The 18,462-nt window shown below is 60.8% G+C and carries 14 protein-coding genes and 1 pseudogene; 5 read left to right on the forward strand and 10 right to left on the reverse strand.

From position 1 onward, the window contains the following. Nucleotides 1-152 precede the first annotated feature (152 nt). The 3 genes from PFU01S_RS02025 to fdhA all read left to right on the forward strand — a co-directional run bounded on the left by PFU01S_RS02025 (nucleotide 153) and on the right by fdhA (nucleotide 3,094). Nucleotides 153-785 carry a sarcosine oxidase subunit gamma gene (locus tag PFU01S_RS02025; RefSeq protein ID WP_027913569.1) on the forward strand — a complete coding sequence of 211 codons (633 nt, stop codon included), beginning with the start codon at nucleotides 153-155 and terminating at the stop codon, nucleotides 783-785. Nucleotides 786-796: 11 nt separating this feature from the next. Continuing rightward, nucleotides 797-1,654: a formyltetrahydrofolate deformylase gene (purU, locus tag PFU01S_RS02030; RefSeq protein ID WP_028686656.1), complete on the forward strand. Its 858-nt coding sequence runs from the start codon at nucleotides 797-799 to the stop codon at nucleotides 1,652-1,654. 240 nt (nucleotides 1,655-1,894) lie between these two features. Further along, complete coding sequence (fdhA, locus tag PFU01S_RS02035; RefSeq protein ID WP_023532721.1) at nucleotides 1,895-3,094, forward strand: formaldehyde dehydrogenase, glutathione-independent; 1,200 nt, start codon at nucleotides 1,895-1,897, stop codon at nucleotides 3,092-3,094. Nucleotides 3,095-3,160: 66 nt separating this feature from the next. On the opposite strand, the gene PFU01S_RS21375 is transcribed toward fdhA, so the two are convergent. The 3 genes and pseudogenes from PFU01S_RS21375 to PFU01S_RS22830 form a co-directional block, all read right to left on the reverse strand. Continuing rightward, nucleotides 3,161-4,072 carry an RHS repeat-associated core domain-containing protein gene (locus tag PFU01S_RS21375; protein WP_049695332.1) on the reverse strand — a complete coding sequence of 304 codons (912 nt, stop codon included), beginning with the start codon at nucleotides 4,070-4,072 and terminating at the stop codon, nucleotides 3,161-3,163. Nucleotides 4,073-4,234: 162 nt separating this feature from the next. Then, a pseudogene (locus tag PFU01S_RS22040) lies at nucleotides 4,235-4,360 on the reverse strand (DUF3077 domain-containing protein); the annotation flags it as partial. A gap of 355 nt (nucleotides 4,361-4,715) precedes the next feature. Beyond that, nucleotides 4,716-5,477: an RHS repeat-associated core domain-containing protein gene (locus tag PFU01S_RS22830; protein ID WP_081783925.1), complete on the reverse strand. Its 762-nt coding sequence runs from the start codon at nucleotides 5,475-5,477 to the stop codon at nucleotides 4,716-4,718. Between the two features lie 219 nt (nucleotides 5,478-5,696). Here PFU01S_RS22830 and PFU01S_RS02045 point away from each other — a divergent pair, with 219 nt between their 5' ends. Beyond that, nucleotides 5,697-6,272, forward strand: coding sequence for a DUF2780 domain-containing protein (locus PFU01S_RS02045; RefSeq protein WP_027913571.1), 576 nt, complete (start codon nucleotides 5,697-5,699; stop codon nucleotides 6,270-6,272). A 102-nt stretch (nucleotides 6,273-6,374) separates the two neighbouring features. On the opposite strand, the gene PFU01S_RS02050 is transcribed toward PFU01S_RS02045, so the two are convergent. Beyond that, entirely contained in the window at nucleotides 6,375-7,727 is a 1,353-nt protein-coding gene (locus PFU01S_RS02050) for an APC family permease (protein ID WP_027913572.1), read from the reverse strand. A 217-nt stretch (nucleotides 7,728-7,944) separates the two neighbouring features. Next, nucleotides 7,945-8,826: a 1-acylglycerol-3-phosphate O-acyltransferase, YihG family gene (gene yihG / locus PFU01S_RS02055; protein WP_028686655.1), complete on the reverse strand. Its 882-nt coding sequence runs from the start codon at nucleotides 8,824-8,826 to the stop codon at nucleotides 7,945-7,947. 182 nt (nucleotides 8,827-9,008) lie between these two features. On the opposite strand from yihG, the gene rloA2 reads away from it, so the two are divergent. Beyond that, complete coding sequence (gene rloA2, locus PFU01S_RS02060; RefSeq protein ID WP_028686654.1) at nucleotides 9,009-9,509, forward strand: retropepsin-like aspartic peptidase RloA2; 501 nt, start codon at nucleotides 9,009-9,011, stop codon at nucleotides 9,507-9,509. Nucleotides 9,510-9,606: 97 nt separating this feature from the next. Here rloA2 and PFU01S_RS02065 read toward each other — a convergent pair whose 3' ends face one another. From PFU01S_RS02065 to aceE, 5 genes are all read right to left on the reverse strand, one after another. Then, entirely contained in the window at nucleotides 9,607-10,230 is a 624-nt protein-coding gene (locus tag PFU01S_RS02065) for a glutathione S-transferase (protein ID WP_028686653.1), read from the reverse strand. Between the two features lie 2 nt (nucleotides 10,231-10,232). Then, nucleotides 10,233-10,898 (reverse strand): peptide-methionine (S)-S-oxide reductase MsrA, encoded by a 666-nt coding sequence (gene msrA, locus PFU01S_RS02070; protein ID WP_028686652.1) that lies wholly within the window; start codon nucleotides 10,896-10,898, stop codon nucleotides 10,233-10,235. Between the two features lie 153 nt (nucleotides 10,899-11,051). Continuing rightward, nucleotides 11,052-13,739, reverse strand: a complete 2,688-nt coding sequence (locus tag PFU01S_RS02075) for a putative bifunctional diguanylate cyclase/phosphodiesterase (protein ID WP_028686651.1) — start codon at nucleotides 13,737-13,739, stop codon at nucleotides 11,052-11,054. Nucleotides 13,740-14,062: 323 nt separating this feature from the next. After that, nucleotides 14,063-15,724, reverse strand: coding sequence for a dihydrolipoyllysine-residue acetyltransferase (aceF, locus tag PFU01S_RS02080; RefSeq protein ID WP_028686650.1), 1,662 nt, complete (start codon nucleotides 15,722-15,724; stop codon nucleotides 14,063-14,065). Nucleotides 15,725-15,737: 13 nt separating this feature from the next. Then, a complete protein-coding gene (gene aceE / locus PFU01S_RS02085; RefSeq protein ID WP_027913579.1) occupies nucleotides 15,738-18,383 on the reverse strand; it encodes a pyruvate dehydrogenase (acetyl-transferring), homodimeric type in 2,646 nt (881 codons plus the stop codon). Nucleotides 18,384-18,462 lie beyond the last annotated feature (79 nt).

The raw sequence follows: 18,462 nt of genomic DNA on the forward strand, positions 1-18,462 counted from the left end.
TCGCAGGCCGGCCGGCTCCTACAGGCGCGGTGCAGACACCGAGGTTCATGCACGCTCAGTAAGCGCCGGCTCGCCGGCGATGAGGCTGGCAGAGCTTGCTGGACCGGGTGTCTGCATCCCATCGACGAACAAGAATTCAAGGCAGGTATGAAATGAGCGCTATCAACGTCTTCGAGCAAAATCCCGGCGCCTCGGCCAAGGCCGAGTCGCCATTGCACCACGCCGACCTGGCAAGCCTGGTGGGCAAGGGCCGCAACAACGCCGGCGTGACCCTGCGCGAGCGCAAGTTCCTCGGCCACCTGACCCTGCGTGGCAACGGTCATGATCCCGCCTTTGCCGGTGGCGTACACAAGGCCCTGGGCCTGGAGTTGCCGGTGGCATTGACCGTCGTGGCCAACGGCGATCTGTCGCTGCAATGGGTCGGTCCTGATGAGTGGCTGCTGATCGTCCCGGGTGGGCAGGAAGTGGCGATTGAACAAAAGCTGCGTGCTGCCCTTGAAGGGCAACACATCCAGGTGGTCAATGTCAGCGGTGGGCAGAGCCTGCTGGAGCTGCGCGGCCCGAACGTGCGCGACGTGCTGATGAAGTCCACCAGCTACGACGTGCATCCGAACAACTTCCCGGTCGGCAAGGCTGTCGGCACGGTGTTCGCCAAGTCGCAGCTGGTGATTCGGCGTACTGCCGAAGACACCTGGGAGCTGGTCATCCGCCGCAGCTTCTCCGATTACTGGTGGATGTGGCTGCAGGACGCATCGGCCGAGTACGGGCTGGCCATCGAAGCTTAAGGAGAACTGCCATGAGTCGGGCACCGGATACCTGGATTCTCACCGCCGACTGCCCGAGCATGCTCGGTACCGTCGACGTGGTGACGCGTTACCTCTTCGAGCAACGCTGCTACGTGACGGAGCACCATTCCTTCGATGATCGGCTGTCCGGGCGCTTCTTCATTCGCGTGGAGTTTCGCGTGCCTGACGGCTTCGACGAAGACGGGTTGCGTGCAGGCCTTGCCGAGCGCAGCGAGGCGTTTGGCATGGCGTTCGAGCTGACGGCTCCCAACCATCGCCCCAAGGTGGTGATCATGGTGTCCAAGGCCGACCATTGTCTGAACGACCTGCTGTATCGCCAGCGTATCGGTCAACTGGGCATGGACGTGGTGGCGGTGGTCTCCAACCACCCCGACCTCGAGCCGTTGGCACACTGGCACAAGATTCCCTACTACCATTTCGCGCTCGACCCGAAGGACAAGCCTGCACAAGAGCGCAAGGTGTTGCAGGTGATCGAACAGACGGGCGCAGAGCTGGTTATCCTCGCGCGCTACATGCAGGTGCTCTCGCCCGAGCTGTGCCGCCAGCTCGATGGCCGCGCGATCAACATCCACCACTCGTTGCTACCGGGGTTCAAGGGTGCCAAGCCTTACCACCAGGCGTACAACAAGGGTGTGAAGATGGTCGGGGCCACGGCACACTACATCAACAATGACTTGGACGAAGGGCCGATCATCGCCCAAGGTGTCGAAGTGGTGGACCATACCTATTACCCCGAAGACCTGATCGCCAAGGGGCGAGACATCGAGTGCCTGACCCTGGCACGGGCGGTGGGATACCACATCGAGAAGCGGGTGTTTCTCAACGCCAACCGCACGGTCGTTCTTTAGCGTTTTTGCTGGCCTCCTCGCCGCTTGGGTCGCGGCGAGGCTCGCCTCTGCCTCTCCCTGTGTGCGCGCCTTATCTTCCCGCGACAAACCTGCCGCTAAAAGGCATCTCCCTGTCGCTCCCAGTCAGTGCATCGGGCCCCATCCGGCCCACAATTCCCCCATTCCAGAAACACATGCCGCCCATGGATGGCGGCGCGTTCAACCACCGCTGCATAAATACAAATCAAGCGAGGTAAGAGCATGTCTGGCAATCGTGGAGTGGTATATCTCGGCGCCGGCAAGGTCGAGGTGCAGAAGATCGACTACCCGAAAATGCAGGACCCGCGCGGCAAGAAGATCGAGCACGGCGTGATCCTGAAGGTGGTCTCCACCAACATCTGCGGCTCTGACCAGCACATGGTCCGCGGCCGCACCACTGCCCAGGTCGGCCTGGTTCTGGGCCACGAAATTACTGGTGAAATCGTCGAGAAGGGCAGTGACGTCGAGCGCATGCAGATCGGCGATCTGGTCTCGGTGCCATTCAACGTCGCCTGCGGCCGTTGCCGTTCCTGCAAGGAAATGCACACCGGTGTCTGCCTCACCGTAAACCCGGCCCGCGCCGGTGGTGCCTACGGTTATGTGGACATGGGCGACTGGACCGGTGGTCAGGCCGAATATGTACTGGTGCCATACGCCGACTTCAACCTCCTGAAGCTCCCTGAGCGCGACAAGGCCATGGAAAAGATCCGTGACCTGACTTGCCTGTCCGACATTCTGCCAACCGGTTACCACGGTGCCGTGACTGCAGGCGTAGGCCCAGGCAGCACCGTCTATGTTGCAGGTGCCGGCCCTGTGGGCCTGGCTGCCGCTGCTTCGGCTCGCCTGCTGGGCGCTGCCTGTGTGATCGTGGGCGACCTGAACCCTGCTCGCCTGGCTCACGCCAAGTCCCAGGGCTTCGAAGTGGTCGACCTGTCCAAAGACACCCCGCTGCACGAACAGATCGTGGACATTCTTGGCGAGCCGGAAGTGGATTGCGCCGTCGATGCCGTCGGCTTCGAAGCGCGCGGCCATGGCCATGAAGGCGCCAAGCACGAGGCACCTGCCACCGTGTTGAACTCGCTGATGCAGGTGACCCGTGTGGCCGGGCAGATCGGTATTCCCGGTCTGTACGTGACCGAAGACCCGGGTGCAGTGGATGCTGCTGCCAAAATCGGCGCGCTGAGCATCCGCTTCGGCCTTGGCTGGGCCAAGTCGCACAGCTTCCACACCGGCCAGACCCCGACCATGAAGTACAACCGCCAGCTGATGCAGGCGATCATGTGGGACCGCATCAACATTGCCGAAGTGGTGGGTGTGCAGGTGATCAACCTGGATCAGGCGCCGGAAGGGTATGGCGAGTTCGATGCAGGTGTGCCGAAGAAATTCGTGATCGACCCGCACAAGATGTGGGGCGCGGCGTGACGGGCTTCGCAACGGTATAAGAAAGCGCCACGCATGGGAGTGCGTGGCGTTTTGCGTTTGGCTGGATCATTCGCCCTGAGTCGTTCTGGGGTTACCACGGATATGAGTGGTAAGGTCCTGAGGATCCAATGCGCTCTTCAGCAGTCTTCCACCCTCGTTCAACATACCGCGCTGTCGTTCCACCAGTGTGTTGAGGTGCAGTCCACCCGCTTCCGTCGGAAGTAGATCTTGTAACGTTTGCAACGTCCGTAGATCTTTTTCATTGGCTTTATATCGGGCCAAATTTTCCTTCAATATGGCCCCTTTTCCACCGCCCAGATCCTGGTTTACCGGTACGCTGTTAAGCGTTCGAGTTTCATATCGATAGAGGGTATCCGGCTGCCAGGTTTTTGAGTAATACTTGCTGTTCCCTTGTTTCACGATCTTCGTCGAGGGCGGCACTTTGCTACCCGCTGTAAACCTGGTTACAGTCGTTGTGGGCTGTCGCTTGATTTGTTTGAAAATTTCAATAACGAGCGTGGCATGGCCTGAGGGATCGACCGCGTTCACCGGGTCGTTCGTACAGTAGGCGTAGCTATTCAGGCCGCCTTCGCCAAAGGGGCTGAGACTGTCTGCTGCGATAAATCTGCCAAGGCTAGGAGAGTAAGCGCGGTATCCTTGCCCCAGTAGATAGCATCTGGCAGTTGGTTCCAACGCCTCACCATTAAAGCCTGTCGCCACTCGCGTTGAAGGCAAGGTGGGATCATGTCCGTAAGCTGAATAGCTGTGGGGAGGCTCCTCATCGTCGCTCAGCACAGAGAGCACAGAACCCTTGTCGTCGGTTGTCAGCAGCCCGGCGGTTGTTGTGGCCCCCGTGAGTTGTTCTGCCAAAGGCGCTTCAGCGCCGCGCAGGATCGTACGAGTGACGGCGTCCTCCCGGACGGTACTCAGCTTGTTGCCTTGGTAGAATAAAAGCGAACTGTTCGGTGCTTTGCTCATGGTTCAACTCCCTGCCGTGCGGGGTGAATGGAGGTTGCTCTAAGCCCATTCTGAACAGCCACAGGGATTTAGGTACTGGCAGAAATGACAGTTTTGGAAGCTCACACGGAACCTGTAGGAGCGGGCCCGCCCGCGAAGAGGCCAGCCCGCCCTAGCCATCACTCAGCGCATCATCCCCAACTCCGCATCGTCCAACAGCGCCTTGGCCAGCGCGCTTAGATAATGCGAAGCCCAAAGCAACTGCGGCTTGTTGTCCATCAGGCCGTCAATGGTCAAATCCCGTGCATATACGATTTTAAGCGTGAGGAATGACCTGTAGTGGGGCCACAACCAGCCTGCTGTCAAACAAGAAGGCGGCAGCTGTACATGGGTTGACAGACCGGTAGGTCAAACAAAACCCGGCGCACGTGAAGTGTCCCATGCACAGCTGCCATAGAGGTTAAGCCATGTGTTTGACGAAGGCGGCCTGTCAAAGCCGGTCGCTGATTTTGCAACGACCGGCCGAGACTAGAGCCCATCCCGGATCACCGCAACGGCTTAAACGGCTTGGAAGCATATTTCTGAAACGTCCTACAAGTAAGCGGAAAAATCGGAAAACTGGCGGCGTTAGGCGCGCTGATCCGCTGGTCCGGTTGGGCATTACCTAATATAACAATCTGTCTTCACGGATCTTTGCGTTCGCTTCTGGTGGGTGACTACCGCTGTCGGCATTCGAAGAGCTCCAGGCTGGACGCGTGGACTCAATTTCACGTCTGAAGTGATCAATTGAATTTTGCTCGTCGCGCGTTAGTGCTCTTCCCGCTTTCGCTGCACCATCCTTAATTTTTTTGATGTTGATGTTAATATCACTTACGTAGTCATCAAGGACGCTACGCGCTCGGGAAGAACCATGTGAACTGCTAACCCCTGGTAAGCTCGAGAGCTGCTCAGGATTTGTACTGATAGACAGGGTTGGGACCTCTGAAGCTCGAGGTGGTTTGTGCTTTGGCTGAGGAGCAGTGCCTGCCGGCTTTATTGTTGGTTGTTTACCCGGTCGGGGTGTAGAAGTATTAAGCGATTTTTTGACGAGCGCCAGTTTGGCTGTCGGCCCGAGTCCCTTGTATCTCGGGAGTAGACCGACTTTAGTAATCGGCCTCGGCATATGTCCCGTAGGATCCTGAAAATTAACCGGGTCACCAGCGCAGTAGTTGTATGCATTAATCCCGCCTTCGCCAAAGGGGGACAGACTGTCAGGACTTAGAAAACGTAGAAGTGACGGTGCATAGCTACGATAACCGACGCCCAGCTGATAATACTTTGTGAACTGCTCTATGGCCTGGCCGTTGAATCCAAGTAAGATTTTTGCTGGCTGGAGTGTTGCGCAGAAGCCATAGGCAGAATAAACGTGCGGTCCGACGTCTTTCATACGGGTGTGCTCCTGTCAGAATGCGCATAGCTCTCGCTCTTTTAAAGCGGCTGCTCTGAGTATCCCGGTGATCTCCGTATGCCGCTACTGGCAGAAGTAACAGGTGATGGATACGGTACGGGTGAACATCTGCGTCGACAGTCGGATAGGAACAAATCCCCCGAACCCCAGTCGAATGCCTCGTTTCCCGGGCCATCCCGGCCTACGAGGTCCCTCCCGATGAAAGCATTCACCCTGGCGACCCTGATGACCCTGGCCGCAAGCCCGGTGTTCGCCTTCAACCTCAGCGATGCGGCCAACGCCGTCTCTGCCATGCAGAACCAGATGCAACAAGGCCAGGTGCAGGCTCCTGCGGCCCAGGCCAATCTGCTCAATACCCTGGGCAGCCAATTGAACATCACCCCCGAACAGGCCATGGGCGGGGCGGGGGCGATGCTAGGGATGGCACGTAACAACCTCAGCACTGAGGAATATGGCCAGTTGACCAAAGCGGTGCCTGGGCTGGACCTGTTGGCTGGGGCCAATGCGCTGGGTGGGTTGAGCGGGCTGGGGGATTTGCTGGGCAAGCACAGCGAAAGCCAGTCGGCATTGAGCAACGCGCTGGGCAACAACGTGGAAAACCGCAGCGACTTGTACAGTGCATTCAAGGCGCTGGGGATGGATGCCGGGATGATCGGGCAGTTTGCGCCGTTGATTCTGCAATACCTCGGCCAACAGGGCATTGCAGGGTCGTTGTTGCAGAACCTGGGTAGCTTGTGGACCGCACCAGCGCCCTTGAACCAGCCTTCGGTCTAGGGCACGGTATGGACAATCCAGGTAGATGGTGAAGGCTGGCGCGGCCCTTTCGCGACACGCGTCCGCTCCACAACAGCCAGCGCAGGCCGCCAGATCATTGGATCAGGCCGCTTCGCTGAAATCCACTAGCCGCACCGGGCGGCGGAAGCCGGCGGTCAGGACGGCCAGGTAGGCAAGGCCCAGCGCGAACCAGCACAGCCCGATCACCAGCGTCAGCGCCGACAGGCTGGTCCACAGCCACAGCGTCAGCCCCAACCCCACCAGTGGCACCACGCCATAGCTCAGCAACCCCTTGGTATTGCGCTGGCTGGCATCGTCCATCAGGTGGGTCTTCACCACCGCCAGGTTCACCGCCGAGAACGCCACCAAGGCGCCGAAGCTGATCAGCGAGGCGAGGGTGGACAAGTCGATCACCAGCGCCAGCAGTGAGAACGCCGATACCACCGCGATGGCGAATACCGGTGTGCCGAGGCGTGGCGACAGGTGGCCGAAGGTGCGCGGGGGCAGCACCCGGTCCCGGCCCATGGTGTAGAGGATGCGCGACACTGCGGCCTGGGAGGCCAAGGCCGAGCCGAGGCTACCGGCGACATAAGCGGCCGTGAAGAAGTTGGCCAGGAACTGGCCGCCCGCCTTGAGCATGACCTCGTTTGCAGCAGCATCGGCATTGGCGAAGGTGCTGCCCGGCAGCACCAACTGGCTCACATAGGCCAGCACGGTGAACAGCAGGCCGGCGAACAGCGTGGTGAGGATGATCGCCCGAGGCACATCACGCCGAGCATTGCGGCTTTCCTCGGCCAGGGTGGAAACGGCATCGAACCCCAAGAACGACAGACACAGCACCGCCGCGCCGGCCATCATCGGACCAAAGCCGGGTGCGCTACCGTCACCTTGCAGCGGCGCCAGCCAGTCGATGGGGTGGCCGTCGCTGAGGGTCTGCCAGGACAGCGCGATGAACACACCAATGAAGACGATCTGCGCGCCCACGATCAGATTGCTGGTCTTGGCCACCGAGCTGATACCAACCACGTTGAGCACGGTCACCAAGGTGATGCAGGCGAGTACGAACGCCCAGGCCGGCACCGCTGGAAAGGCGATATTCAGGAACAGGCCGATGAGCAGGTAGTTGATCATCGGCAGAAACAGATAGTCGAGCAGCAGCGACCAGCCCGCCAGAAAGCCTACGTTCTGGCCAAAAGCCATGTGGGTGTAGGAGTACGCCGAACCCGCGACCGGGAAGCGTTTGACCATAAAGCTGTAGGACGCGGCTGTGAACAGCATGGCCATCAGCGTGATCAGATAGGCGGTTGCCGTACGGCCACCGGTTAGCTCGGTGACGATGCCGTAGGTAGTGAAAATGGTCAGTGGGACCATGTACACCAGGCCAAAGAACACCAGGGCAGGGAGGCCCAGAACACGACGCAGTTGGGGCGGGGCGGAGCTTGATGGGTGGGTCATCGGGCGATCCAGACATTTTTGTAGTTGTGCTGTGATCGATCTTTATCCACAAAAGGGGTGTGTGACAAGAAGTATCAGGGGCCGAATAGACGCCGGACTCTCATTGGCAGGGTGTCCAAGCGTCCAATGCGCCTATCGCCTGGATGCCCCGCGCGCCGTCATGACCCCGCAGGACCCAGCTTGCCGGCGCCATAGCCATTACAGGCAACAACGTCCCTCATTCCCAACGCAACTGCTCGATCCGTTCATCCTTTTCCAGCCACAGCTGGTTTACCCACGCCTGTACTGCCTGGCGGAAAACAGGATCGCTCTCGTAGTCGCCGGCCCACAACGCTGGGTCGAGCTCACGCACCTGAATGTCGATAATTACCCGGCTGACACTGCCATTGAGCAAGTCCCAGAAACCTGGCGCCTTGTCGCCGGGGTAGACGATGGTGACGTCCAGCAATGCATCGAGCTGCTCACCCAGCGCTGCGAGTACGAACGCCACGCCTCCGGCCTTGGGCTTTAACAGATGGCGGTAGGGTGATTGCTGCTCCTGCCGCTTGGCCTCGGTGAAGCGGGTGCCCTCCAGGTAATTGACCACGGTCACCGGTTGGCGCTTGAACAGCTCGCAGGCAGCCTTGGTGATTTCCAGATCCTTGCCCTTGAGCTCGGGGTGCTTCTCCAGAAAGGCTTTGCTGTAGCGTTTCATGAAGGGATAGTCCAGCCCCCACCATGCCAGGCCCAGCAGCGGCACCCAGATCAATTCCTTTTTCAGGAAGAACTTGAAGAAGGGTGTGCGCCGGTTGAGGCTCTCGATCAAGGCGGGAATGTCCACCCAGCTCTGATGATTGCTGATCGCAAGGTACGAGGTGTCACGGCGCAGGTTTTCGATGCCGCGAATGTCCCATTGGGTGGGGGTGCACAAGGCAAAGATGGCTTTGTCGATTTCCGACCAGGTTTCGGCCACCCACATTACAGCCCCTGATGCATGGTCTCGCCCACGACCAGGTAGCACCAGTTTGAACAAGGCGAACACCAGCAGGGGCCCGATCAACACCAAGGTATTGAGCAGCAGCAAGGTGGCTGTAAGTATGCCGGTCAGCACGCGACGCATAAGGAGACTCTTTCTGTCAGAACCATAACGATCGGCAATGATAAGCAGGGTTGCGAACTACGCCAAACCTCCAATGCCCGGCGGCACGGACAAATGTTTCACATTATGTTGGTTAGGCTTTGGACCGCGAACCTGGGCTGCCTGTGCGGTCTAACCCGTAAATCGATCAAGGAAGCTTGCTTGTGAAATCACTGTTTGCCGTGCTGACCCTGTTGACGCTACCGGTGATGGCCGCCGAGCCTACGCTGTACGGGCGTTACGAGAATATCGCGCTGCCGGAGATTGGCCAGACGCTCAAGGCCAAGATGGATACTGGCGCCTATACGGCGTCACTGTCTGCCAAGGACATCGAGCTGTTCACCCGCGATGGGCAGGAGTGGGTACGTTTCCGTTTGGCAACCAAGGATGCCGACGACAAGGTTTACGAGCACCAGGTCTCGCGCATCAGCAAGATCAAGGGCCGTGCCGATGATGAGGATGAGGGCGATGCACCCGAGAGCGCCAAGCGGCCAGTGGTGGACCTGGAACTGTGCCTGGGAGACGTGAAGCGAACCGTGGAGGTCAACCTGGTGGATCGCAGCAACTTCAATTACCCACTGTTGGTGGGTGCCAAGGCGTTGCGCGAGTTCAAAGGCGCGGTGAACCCTGCCAAACGATTTACCGCTGGCAAGCCTGACTGCTGATTATCGTTGCATGAACGGGCGCATCGCCGCTGACGCACGCCTGCAGGGGCGCCGGATCGCTTCTACACGAGCCGGCTTGACGGCAATAGCCTTCTGTTCAGGCATCGGGTGCGGTGGCGACCATTGACGGCCGTGTGCTCACCTCGGCGTACCAGGCCGCCAGCCCAGGCTGGCGCTCACGCCAGCCAAACGCTGGCTGACGCAAGTCCAGGTACCCCAATGCGCAAGCCACGCCGATTGCTGCCAAATCGAATCCCGACATCAGCTCCGCCAGGTGGGCCTGTTCGAGGTTGGCCAGGCTGCGGCGGATCTTGTCCCCCTGCGCCTCCAACCACCCATCCCAACGTTTCTCGACGGGTCGCACGAACGTTTCGTAGCGGCTCGAGACGGCTGCATCCAGAATGGCATCCGCCTGGGAGGCCAGCGTCATGCGCCGCCAGCGAGCCGAGCCTTCCCGGGGCAGCAGTGGCAACCCCACATGTTGCTGATCCAGGTACTCGCAGATCACCCGGCTGTCATGCAGCACGGTTCCGTCGGCCAGGCGCAGCGCCGGAATCTTGCCGATGGGATTGCCGGCGTTGAGCTGCTCGTCACCGTTGACTGGGCTGATGTTCACAGGCTGCAGTGCCACTCGGTCCAATTGGCCGGTTTCGTGCAATACCACCATGACCTTGCGCACGAATGGCGACAGGGGCGAGTGGAACAGGGTCATAGTGCTCATGCTCAATTCCCTTGCAAGCTGGCCGGCATGCACACGCCCGTCCCGCCGATACCGCAATAGCCGTCCGGGTTCTTGGCCAGGTATTGCTGGTGGTAGGCCTCGGCGAAGTACACAGTGGGTGCTTTGTCGATTTCGGTGGTGATCTGACCGAAGCCAGCCTTGTCCAGCTCGGCCTGGAAGGCCTCGCGGCTGGACTGGGCCTGCTCGAGCTGCTCTGGGCTCGTGCAGTAGATGGCCGAGCGGTACTGCGTGCCGACATCGTTGCCCTGGCGCATGCCCTGGGTCGGGTTGTGCAGTTCCCAGAACATGGCCAGCAGTTCACTGTATCTCACTTTGCTCTTGTCGAAGACCACCAGCACAACTTCGGTGTGCCCGGTCAGGCCTGAGCAGACCTCTTCGTAGGTAGGGTTCGGAGTAAAGCCGCCGGCATAACCCACGACGGTACTGACCACACCCTCACGCTGCCAGAATCGACGCTCTGCGCCCCAGAAACACCCCAGGCCGAAAATGGCGAAATCCACATCTTCGAAGAATGGCCCGAGCAGCGGAGTTTCCTCGAACACGTAGTGGAACTCGGGCAGGCTCATCGGCGTTTCGCGGCCAGGCAGGGCCTGCTCCGCAGTGGGCATGACGTTTTTGTTCACCAGTATTTCCGAACGCAGGACCATGGCCGTTCCTCTGTGTCTATTCAGTTGGATAGCTTCAGGGCCATCGCCGACATGTCCGCTCCCGATCACATGACCTGCGTGATCCAGGTGGGGACGGGCCTGCTCGCGATGTAGCCCGAATGGTTTCTAGTGTGCCCGAGCTTTGCGCCGCTGTCAGGCGGCTGGACCTCGCGGATAGCGTTGCAGGCGCTCTGCCAGCTCTCGCCCCGGAATAGGTCGGTCAAACAGGTAGCCCTGCCCGATGTCACACCGGTGTCGACGCAGGAAACCCAGCTGCGCAGGGGTTTCAATGCCTTCGGCTACCACCTTCAGCTTGAGGTTGTGGGCCATGGCGATCACCGCCGAGGTGATTTCCATGTCGTCCTGGTTGTCGGGGATGTCCTTGATGAAGCTGCGGTCGATCTTGAGGATGTCGATCGGGAATTTCTTCAGGTAGCTGAGCGAGGAATAACCGGTACCGAAGTCATCCATGGCCAGGGTCAGGCCCAAGGCTTTGAGCTCGTCGAGTTGCCGATGGGTGTCCTCACTGGCTTCGAGCAGCAACCCTTCGGTCAGCTCCAGCTCCAGTTGGTGCGCAGGCAAGCCTTCTTCCCTGATGATGCTGCTGATCGAGGCGACCAGATCAGGGTCGGAAAACTGCTTGGGCGACAGGTTGATCGCGACGTGCAGATTGCCAAGCCCTGCTGCACGCAGTTCGTTGCTCATGCGGCACGATTGGCGCACAACCCATTTGCCAATGGGGATGATCAAACCGGTTTCTTCGGCCACGCTGATGAACTGGTCAGGCCGGATCATGCCCCGCTCGGGATGGTTCCAGCGCAACAGTGCCTCCAGGCCCAGCAGCCGGCCGCTGCGCAGGCACAGCTTGGGCTGGTAGAACACGTCCAGCTCGTTCTGGGTCAATGCGCGGCGCAGGTTGTTTTCGACGAACAGTTTGTAGCTGGCCTCGGCGTTGAGGACCTCGGTGAACACCTGCACCTGGTGTTTGCCGTTGGCCTTGGCCTTGTGCAGCGCCAACCCGGCATTCTTCATCAGGCTGGTGGGGTCGGCACCATGCTGGGGAGCGCTGGCTAGGCCCACCGATGCCGTGACATTGATCAGTTGGTTATCGACGAACATCGGCTTGTCGAGGGTGCGCAACAATTGCTGGGCAACCCCCTGGCCAGCCTCCAGGCTGATGTCGTCGAGCAACACGGCGAATTCGTTGCTGGCAAAACGGGCCAGGATACCGCCGGCATGCAGGCTGTTGCGCAGGCGCCTGGCCAGGCTGATAAGCAACTTGTCGCCCGTGTGATGGCCGAGACTGTCGTTGATGCGCTTGAAATTGTCGATGTCCACCAGCAGCAGGCACATCGGATTCTGCACATCCCGGGCGAAGCATTCGTCCAGGCTGCGGATGAACGCCGGACGGTTGCCCAGGTTGGTCAGGTTGTCGGTGTAGGCCAGCCGCTCGATGCGCTGCTGGGCCAGCTTGCTCTGAGTGACGTCTTCGTAGATGCCGATGTAGTGGGTCAGCTCGCGGTTGTCACCATACACCTTGGAGATCGACAGCTGCCCCCAGTAGGGTTCCAGGTTCTTGCGCCGGCTCTTGAATTCACCCTGCCAGCTATTACCCATGGCCAGGCTCGAAGGCGAGTCGAACAGCAGCTCGTTGAGGTTCTCAAGGGCGGGCAGTTCACCCAGGTGACGTCCTTGCACTTCCTCGGTGCTGTATTGGGTGATGGCGGTGAAGCTCGGGTTCACATACTCGACCTGCCCATCCCGGTTCACCAGCAGGAAGGCGCTGGCGCTCTGCTCCACGGCGCGTTGGAACAGGTGCAGCGCACTGGCCGCCGCGCGGCGGTTGTGATTGGTAATGACCTGGGCGAACTGGTCGGCCAGCTCGCCGGCAAAGGCGATCTCATCGGACTGCCAGGCCCGTGGCTGGCCGGCCTGTTCCAGGCACAACACGCCCACCACCTGGCCATCGACGCGAATGCTGGCATCGAGCATGGCCTTGTTGCCAGGCCCCAGGCTCTGCATCAACGCACGTGTACGGGGATCGTGCCCAGCGTTGTGCGCATCGATCGCACGGCTGGCATGCAGGGCCTCGAGGTAATCCGGGAAATGGCTGGCGTCGATTGCCTGGGGTTGCCGGTGCGCTTGCACATCGCTGTACCAGGCGGTGATCGGCTCAAGCCGATGGCCTTCCAGGTGCCAGATACCGGCGCAGTCGATCTTGTAGATCTCACAGGCGCTACGGGTGATCAGTTCGGCGGCTTCGAGCAACGAGTTCTCGGCGCTGTAGCGTTGACGGGCCAGGCGCAGGATCAGGTCTTGCTGGCTGCGTACGCGCTCCAGGTGCTCGAGCTGCTCACGTTGGGCACGCTGGTTCAGTTGCAGGGCCAGTTGCAGGCGGTTGTTGCGTGACTCCAGGTCGCTGGCGGTCTCGCCCGTGTCTTCCGGGTGATCGTCCAGTACGCTCAGGTAGCCGCACAGCAACTGCCGGGCGTGCTGTTTGAAGGCTTCGCCGACCTCCAGCATGCGCACGGAAGCGCCTGGCGTGTGCAGGGTGTAGCGCACGCGGTAGTAGCCGCGTTGCGACAGTTGCAGCTGGATGTCGTCATGCAGCCGGTAGCGGGCCTCAGGTTCCATGAGGCTGGCGTAAGGGGCATCGACCAGCGCGCAGAGGTCACTGGCATGAACGCCGAACTGGCGCTCGCAGGCCGGGTCCAGGTAGAGCAACGACCAACTGGCTTCATTGAGCCTTTCGAAGCGCAGCATGCCCAACCGCGAGGGCACGGGTAACTGCGTGACGACCTCGCCCGTCACACGGTTGCCAGCATCGGGTTGGCTTTTCATCGAAAACTCGCTTGAAGAGGGAACGCGCGCGTTGGACCGCGTCGAATCTGGCAAGGTTGCATCATGTCCCTATAGCTGGCAAGCGGCCATGTACGAAGCTGTAACAAGGTTATCGGCCGAGGGTACGGAATCTGTAGGACGGCTGTTCAGAGCGGCTGTGCAACGATGATCGGCAACGCCGACGCGCACCGGGGCCATCATGTCCCCGCTCAGCGCCCACTTTGCGCCAGGCAAAAAAAGCCCCGTCAATCGACGGGGTTGAGGTACGAGCGTGGCAGCTCGAAAAAGAGACTGCCCCTCACCGGGAGGGGCAGTGCGCTGCCTTACAGCAGCATGGTGCGGATATCGCCCAGCACATCGCCCAGACGCTTGGTGAAGCGCGCAGCGGCAGCGCCGTTGATCACACGGTGATCGTACGACAGCGACAGCGGCAGCATCAGCTTGGGCTGGAAGGCCTTGCCGTCCCAGACAGGCTGCATGGTCGCCTTGGAGACGCCCAGGATGGCCACCTCAGGGGCGTTGACGATCGGCGTGAAGCCGGTGCCGCCAATATGGCCGAGGCTGGAGATGGTGAAGCAGGCGCCCTGCATCTCGTCCGCCGACAGCTTCTTGGTACGCGCCTTCTCGGCCAGTGCAGCCGCTTCGGCAGCCAGCTGCAGCAGGCTCTTCTGGTCGACGTTCTTGATCACCGGTACCAGCAGGCCGTCGGGCGTGTCCACGGCAAAGCCGATGTGCACGTATTTCTTGCGGATGACCGCTTTGCCGCTTGGTGCCAGCGAGCTATTGAAGTCTGGCAGTTCCTTGAGCAGGAAGGCGCAGGCCTTGAGCAACAGCGGCAGGACGGTCAGCTTGACGCCGGCCTTTTCGGCGACGGCTTTCTGGGCCACGCGGAAGGCTTCGAGCTCGGTGATGTCAGCCGAATCGAACTGGGTGACGTGCGGCACGTTCAGCCAGCTGCGGTGCAGGTTGGCAGCACCGACCTGCATCAGGCGGGTCATGGCCACTTCTTCGACTTCACCGAACTTGCTGAAATCGACCACCGGAATCGGCGGAATGCCAGCGCCGCCGGTTGCACCGGCAGCTGCCGGCGCTTCCTTGGCCTTCTGCATCATGGCCTTGACGTAAACCTGCACGTCTTCTTTCAGGATGCGGCCATGTGGGCCGGTCGCTGCCACGGCACCGAGCTCTACGCCAAACTCACGGGCCAGCTGACGCACGGCTGGGCCGGCGTGCACCTTGGCGTTGTTGCCGGCAGCCGGGGCGGTTGCGGCTGGCGCAGGGGTAGCGGCAGCCGGGGCAGCAGCAGGGGCGGCGGCAGGGGCAGCGGCGGCGGGTGCGGCCTCGGCCTTGGCCGGTGCAGCGGCGGCCGGAGCCTGCGCTGCGGCAGGCGCTGCGCCTGCGATTTCAAGCTTGAGGATCAGGTCGCCTGTGCCCACTTCGTCGTCAAGCTTGGCAATGACTTCCTTGACCACGCCAGCAGCAGGCGACGGGATTTCCATGGAGGCCTTGTCGGACTCCAGGGTGATCAGCGATTGATCGGCTTCGACGGTATCGCCTGCCTTGACCAGCACTTCGATGATCTTGGCCTTGCCCGACGAGCCAATGTCCGGCACGTGGATGTCCTGCACGCTGGCAGCAGCCGGGGCGGCAGCAGGCGCTGGCGCTGCTTGGGCAGCAGGCGCCGGTGCGGCCGCTTCAGCCTGTGCGGGCTTCTGCTCGGCGGCAGGTGCCTCAGGGGCCGCATCAGCGGCTCCCTCGGCTTCCAGAACCAGGAGCTCGTCGCCTTCTTTCAGGCGATCGCCCAGCTTGACCTTCAGTTCCTTGACGATACCGGCCTTGGGCGCCGGAATCTCCATGGAGGCCTTGTCGGACTCCAGGGTCAGCAGGCTTTGATCAGCCTCGATACGATCACCGACCTTGACGAACAGCTCGATGATTTCACCTTCACCGCTGCCGATGTCAGGTACGCGAATGAGTTCGCTCACTTAAAAATACTCCTCAGCAGTCCAATGGGTTGCGCTTGTCCGGGTCGATGCCGAACTTGACGATGGCGTCAGCCACAACCTTGGGTTCGATCTCGCCACGGTCAGCCAGCGCTTCCAGGGCAGCCAGTACCACGAAGTGACGGTCTACTTCGAAGAAGTGACGCAGCTTCTTGCGGCTGTCGCTGCGACCGTAACCGTCGGTACCCAGGACCTTGAACTCTTTGCTCGGCACCCATTGGCGGATCTGCTCGGCGAACAGCTTCATGTAGTCGGTGGACGCGATGACCGGCCCCTTGCGGCCGCTCAGGCACTGCTCGACGTAGGTCTGCTGTGGCTTCTGGCCAGGCTTGAGACGGTTGGCACGTTCCACGGCCAGGCCGTCGCGACGCAGTTCGTTGAAGCTGGTGACGCTCCACACGTCGGCCCCGACGTTGAACTCTTCACGCAGAATCTTCGCCGCTTCGCGCACTTCGCGCAGGATGGTGCCCGAACCCATCAGCTGCACGTGGTGTGCGGCTTCGCGGGTGTCTTCCTCGAGCAGGTACATGCCCTTGATGATGCCTTCCTCGGCACCGGCCGGAATGGCGGGCTGCTGGTAGGACTCGTTCATCACGGTGATGTAGTAGAAGATGTCCTGTTGCTCTTCGGTCATCTTCTTCATGCCGTCCTGGATGATCACCGCCAGCTCGTAGCCGTAGGTCGGATCATAGGTGCGGCAGTTCGGGATGGTACCGGCCATCATGTGGCTGTGACCGTCCTCGTGCTGCAGGCCTTCGCCGTTGAGTGTGGTACGGCCGGCGGTGCCGCCGATCAGGAAGCCACGGGTGCGGCTGTCGCCAGCGGCCCAGGCAAGGTCGCCGATACGCTGGAAGCCGAACATCGAGTAGAAGATGTAGAACGGCAGCATCGGTTGGTTGTGGCAGCTGTACGAAGTACCGGCAGCGATGAACGACGACATGGCGCCGGCTTCGTTGATGCCTTCCTCGAGGATCTGGCCTTTCTTGTCCTCGCGGTAGAACATCACCTGGTCCTTGTCGACCGGCTCGTAGAGCTGACCCACCGACGAGTAGATGCCCAACTGGCGGAACATGCCTTCCATGCCGAAGGTGCGGGCTTCGTCAGGGATGATGGGCACGATGCGCTGACCGATTTCCTTGTCCTTGACCAACTGCGCCAGGATGCGCACGAAGGCCATGGTGGTGGAAATTTCACGGTCGCCCGAGCCGTCCAGGATCGCCTTGAGGGTTTCCAGAGGCGGGGTCGGCACGCTGAAGCTCTTGGCGCGGCGCTGAGGCACGAAGCCGCCCAGGGCAGCACGGCGCTCGGCCAGGTAACGGGCCTCGGCCGAACCTTCTTCGGGCTTGTAGAACGGCAGGTTCTCCAAGTCCGCATCCTTGACAGGGATATCGAAGCGGTCACGGAAGTGACGCAGGCTGTCGACATCGACCTTCTTGGTGTTGTGCGCGGTGTTCTTGGCTTCGCCGGCACCGGTACCGTAACCCTTGATGGTCTTGGCCAGGATGACGGTAGGCTGGTCCTTGTGGTTGACCGCCTGGTGGTAGGCTGCATAGACCTTGTACGGGTCGTGGCCGCCGCGGTTGAGCTTCCAGATCTCGTCGTCGGACAGGTCTTCGACCATGGCCTTGAGCTCTGGGGTGTTGAAGAAGTGCTCACGCACGTAGGCGCCGTCTTTGGCCTTGTAGTTCTGGTACTCGCCGTCGATGACTTCGTCCATGCGGCGTTGCAGGGCACCGTTGGTGTCCTTGGCCAGCAGCGGATCCCAGAAGCGACCCCAGACCACTTTGTTGACGTTCCAGCCACCGCCGCGGAACACGCCTTCGAGTTCCTGGATGATCTTGCCGTTGCCGCGAACCGGGCCGTCGAGGCGCTGCAGGTTGCAGTTGATGACGAAGATCAGGTTGTCCAGCTTCTCGCGGCCGGCCAGGGCGATCGCGCCCAGGGATTCTGGCTCGTCGCACTCGCCGTCGCCCATGAAGCACCAGACTTTCTGCTTGCCTGCCGGGATGAAGCCGCGCGCTTCCAGGTACTTCATGAAGCGTGCCTGGTAGATGGCCTGGATCGGGCCCAGGCCCATCGAAACGGTCGGGAACTGCCAGAAGTCAGGCATCAGCCAAGGGTGTGGGTACGAGGACAGACCGTTGCCATCGACTTCCTGGCGGAAGTTGTTCATCTGCTCTTCGCTGATGCGGCCTTCCATGAAGGCGCGGGCGTAGACGCCCGGCGAGGCGTGGCCCTGGTAGAAGACCAGGTCGCCACCGTGTTCTTCGGTCGGTGCCTGGAAGAAGTAGTTGAAACCGATGTCGTACAGGGTGGCGCTGGAAGCGAAGCTGGAGATGTGTCCGCCCAAGTCCGAGTCTTTCAGGTTGGTGCGCACGACCATGGCCAGGGCGTTCCAACGCACCATCGAGCGAATGCGGCGTTCCATGAACAGGTCGCCAGGCATGCGTGCTTCGTGGGTGACAGGGATGGTGTTGCGGTATGGCGTGGTGATCGCATACGGCAGCTGGGAGCCACTGCGGGTGGCCAGCTCGCCCATACGGGTCATCAGGTAATGAGCGCGGTCTTCGCCTTCTTTGTCGAGGACCGACTCCAGGGCATCCAGCCATTCCTGGGTTTCGATTGGATCGAGGTCTTGCATGGCTTGCTCCAGGGCGGAAAGGCAACCAGAATCGATTGCCTGAGATTGCGACTGGCCTTATGGGCAGACGTCGTGAATT

This window comes from Pseudomonas fulva NBRC 16637 = DSM 17717, from assembly GCF_000730565.1.
Classification (GTDB): domain Bacteria; phylum Pseudomonadota; class Gammaproteobacteria; order Pseudomonadales; family Pseudomonadaceae; genus Aquipseudomonas; species Aquipseudomonas fulva.

Excerpts from the sequence above, each read along its gene's own strand:
- PFU01S_RS02025 (WP_027913569.1), top strand. The coding sequence starts at position 153 with ATGAGCGCTATCAACGTCTTCGAGCAAAATCCCGGCGCCTCGGCCAAG.
- purU (WP_028686656.1), top strand. The coding sequence starts at position 797 with ATGAGTCGGGCACCGGATACCTGGATTCTCACCGCCGACTGCCCGAGC.
- fdhA (WP_023532721.1), top strand. The coding sequence starts at position 1,895 with ATGTCTGGCAATCGTGGAGTGGTATATCTCGGCGCCGGCAAGGTCGAG.
- PFU01S_RS21375 (WP_049695332.1), bottom strand. The coding sequence starts at position 4,072 with ATGAGCAAAGCACCGAACAGTTCGCTTTTATTCTACCAAGGCAACAAG.
- PFU01S_RS22830 (WP_081783925.1), bottom strand. The coding sequence starts at position 5,477 with ATGAAAGACGTCGGACCGCACGTTTATTCTGCCTATGGCTTCTGCGCA.
- PFU01S_RS02045 (WP_027913571.1), top strand. The coding sequence starts at position 5,697 with ATGAAAGCATTCACCCTGGCGACCCTGATGACCCTGGCCGCAAGCCCG.
- PFU01S_RS02050 (WP_027913572.1), bottom strand. The coding sequence starts at position 7,727 with ATGACCCACCCATCAAGCTCCGCCCCGCCCCAACTGCGTCGTGTTCTG.
- yihG (WP_028686655.1), bottom strand. The coding sequence starts at position 8,826 with ATGCGTCGCGTGCTGACCGGCATACTTACAGCCACCTTGCTGCTGCTC.
- PFU01S_RS02065 (WP_028686653.1), bottom strand. The coding sequence starts at position 10,230 with ATGAGCACTATGACCCTGTTCCACTCGCCCCTGTCGCCATTCGTGCGC.
- msrA (WP_028686652.1), bottom strand. The coding sequence starts at position 10,898 with ATGGTCCTGCGTTCGGAAATACTGGTGAACAAAAACGTCATGCCCACT.
- PFU01S_RS02075 (WP_028686651.1), bottom strand. The coding sequence starts at position 13,739 with ATGAAAAGCCAACCCGATGCTGGCAACCGTGTGACGGGCGAGGTCGTC.
- aceE (WP_027913579.1), bottom strand. The coding sequence starts at position 18,383 with ATGCAAGACCTCGATCCAATCGAAACCCAGGAATGGCTGGATGCCCTG.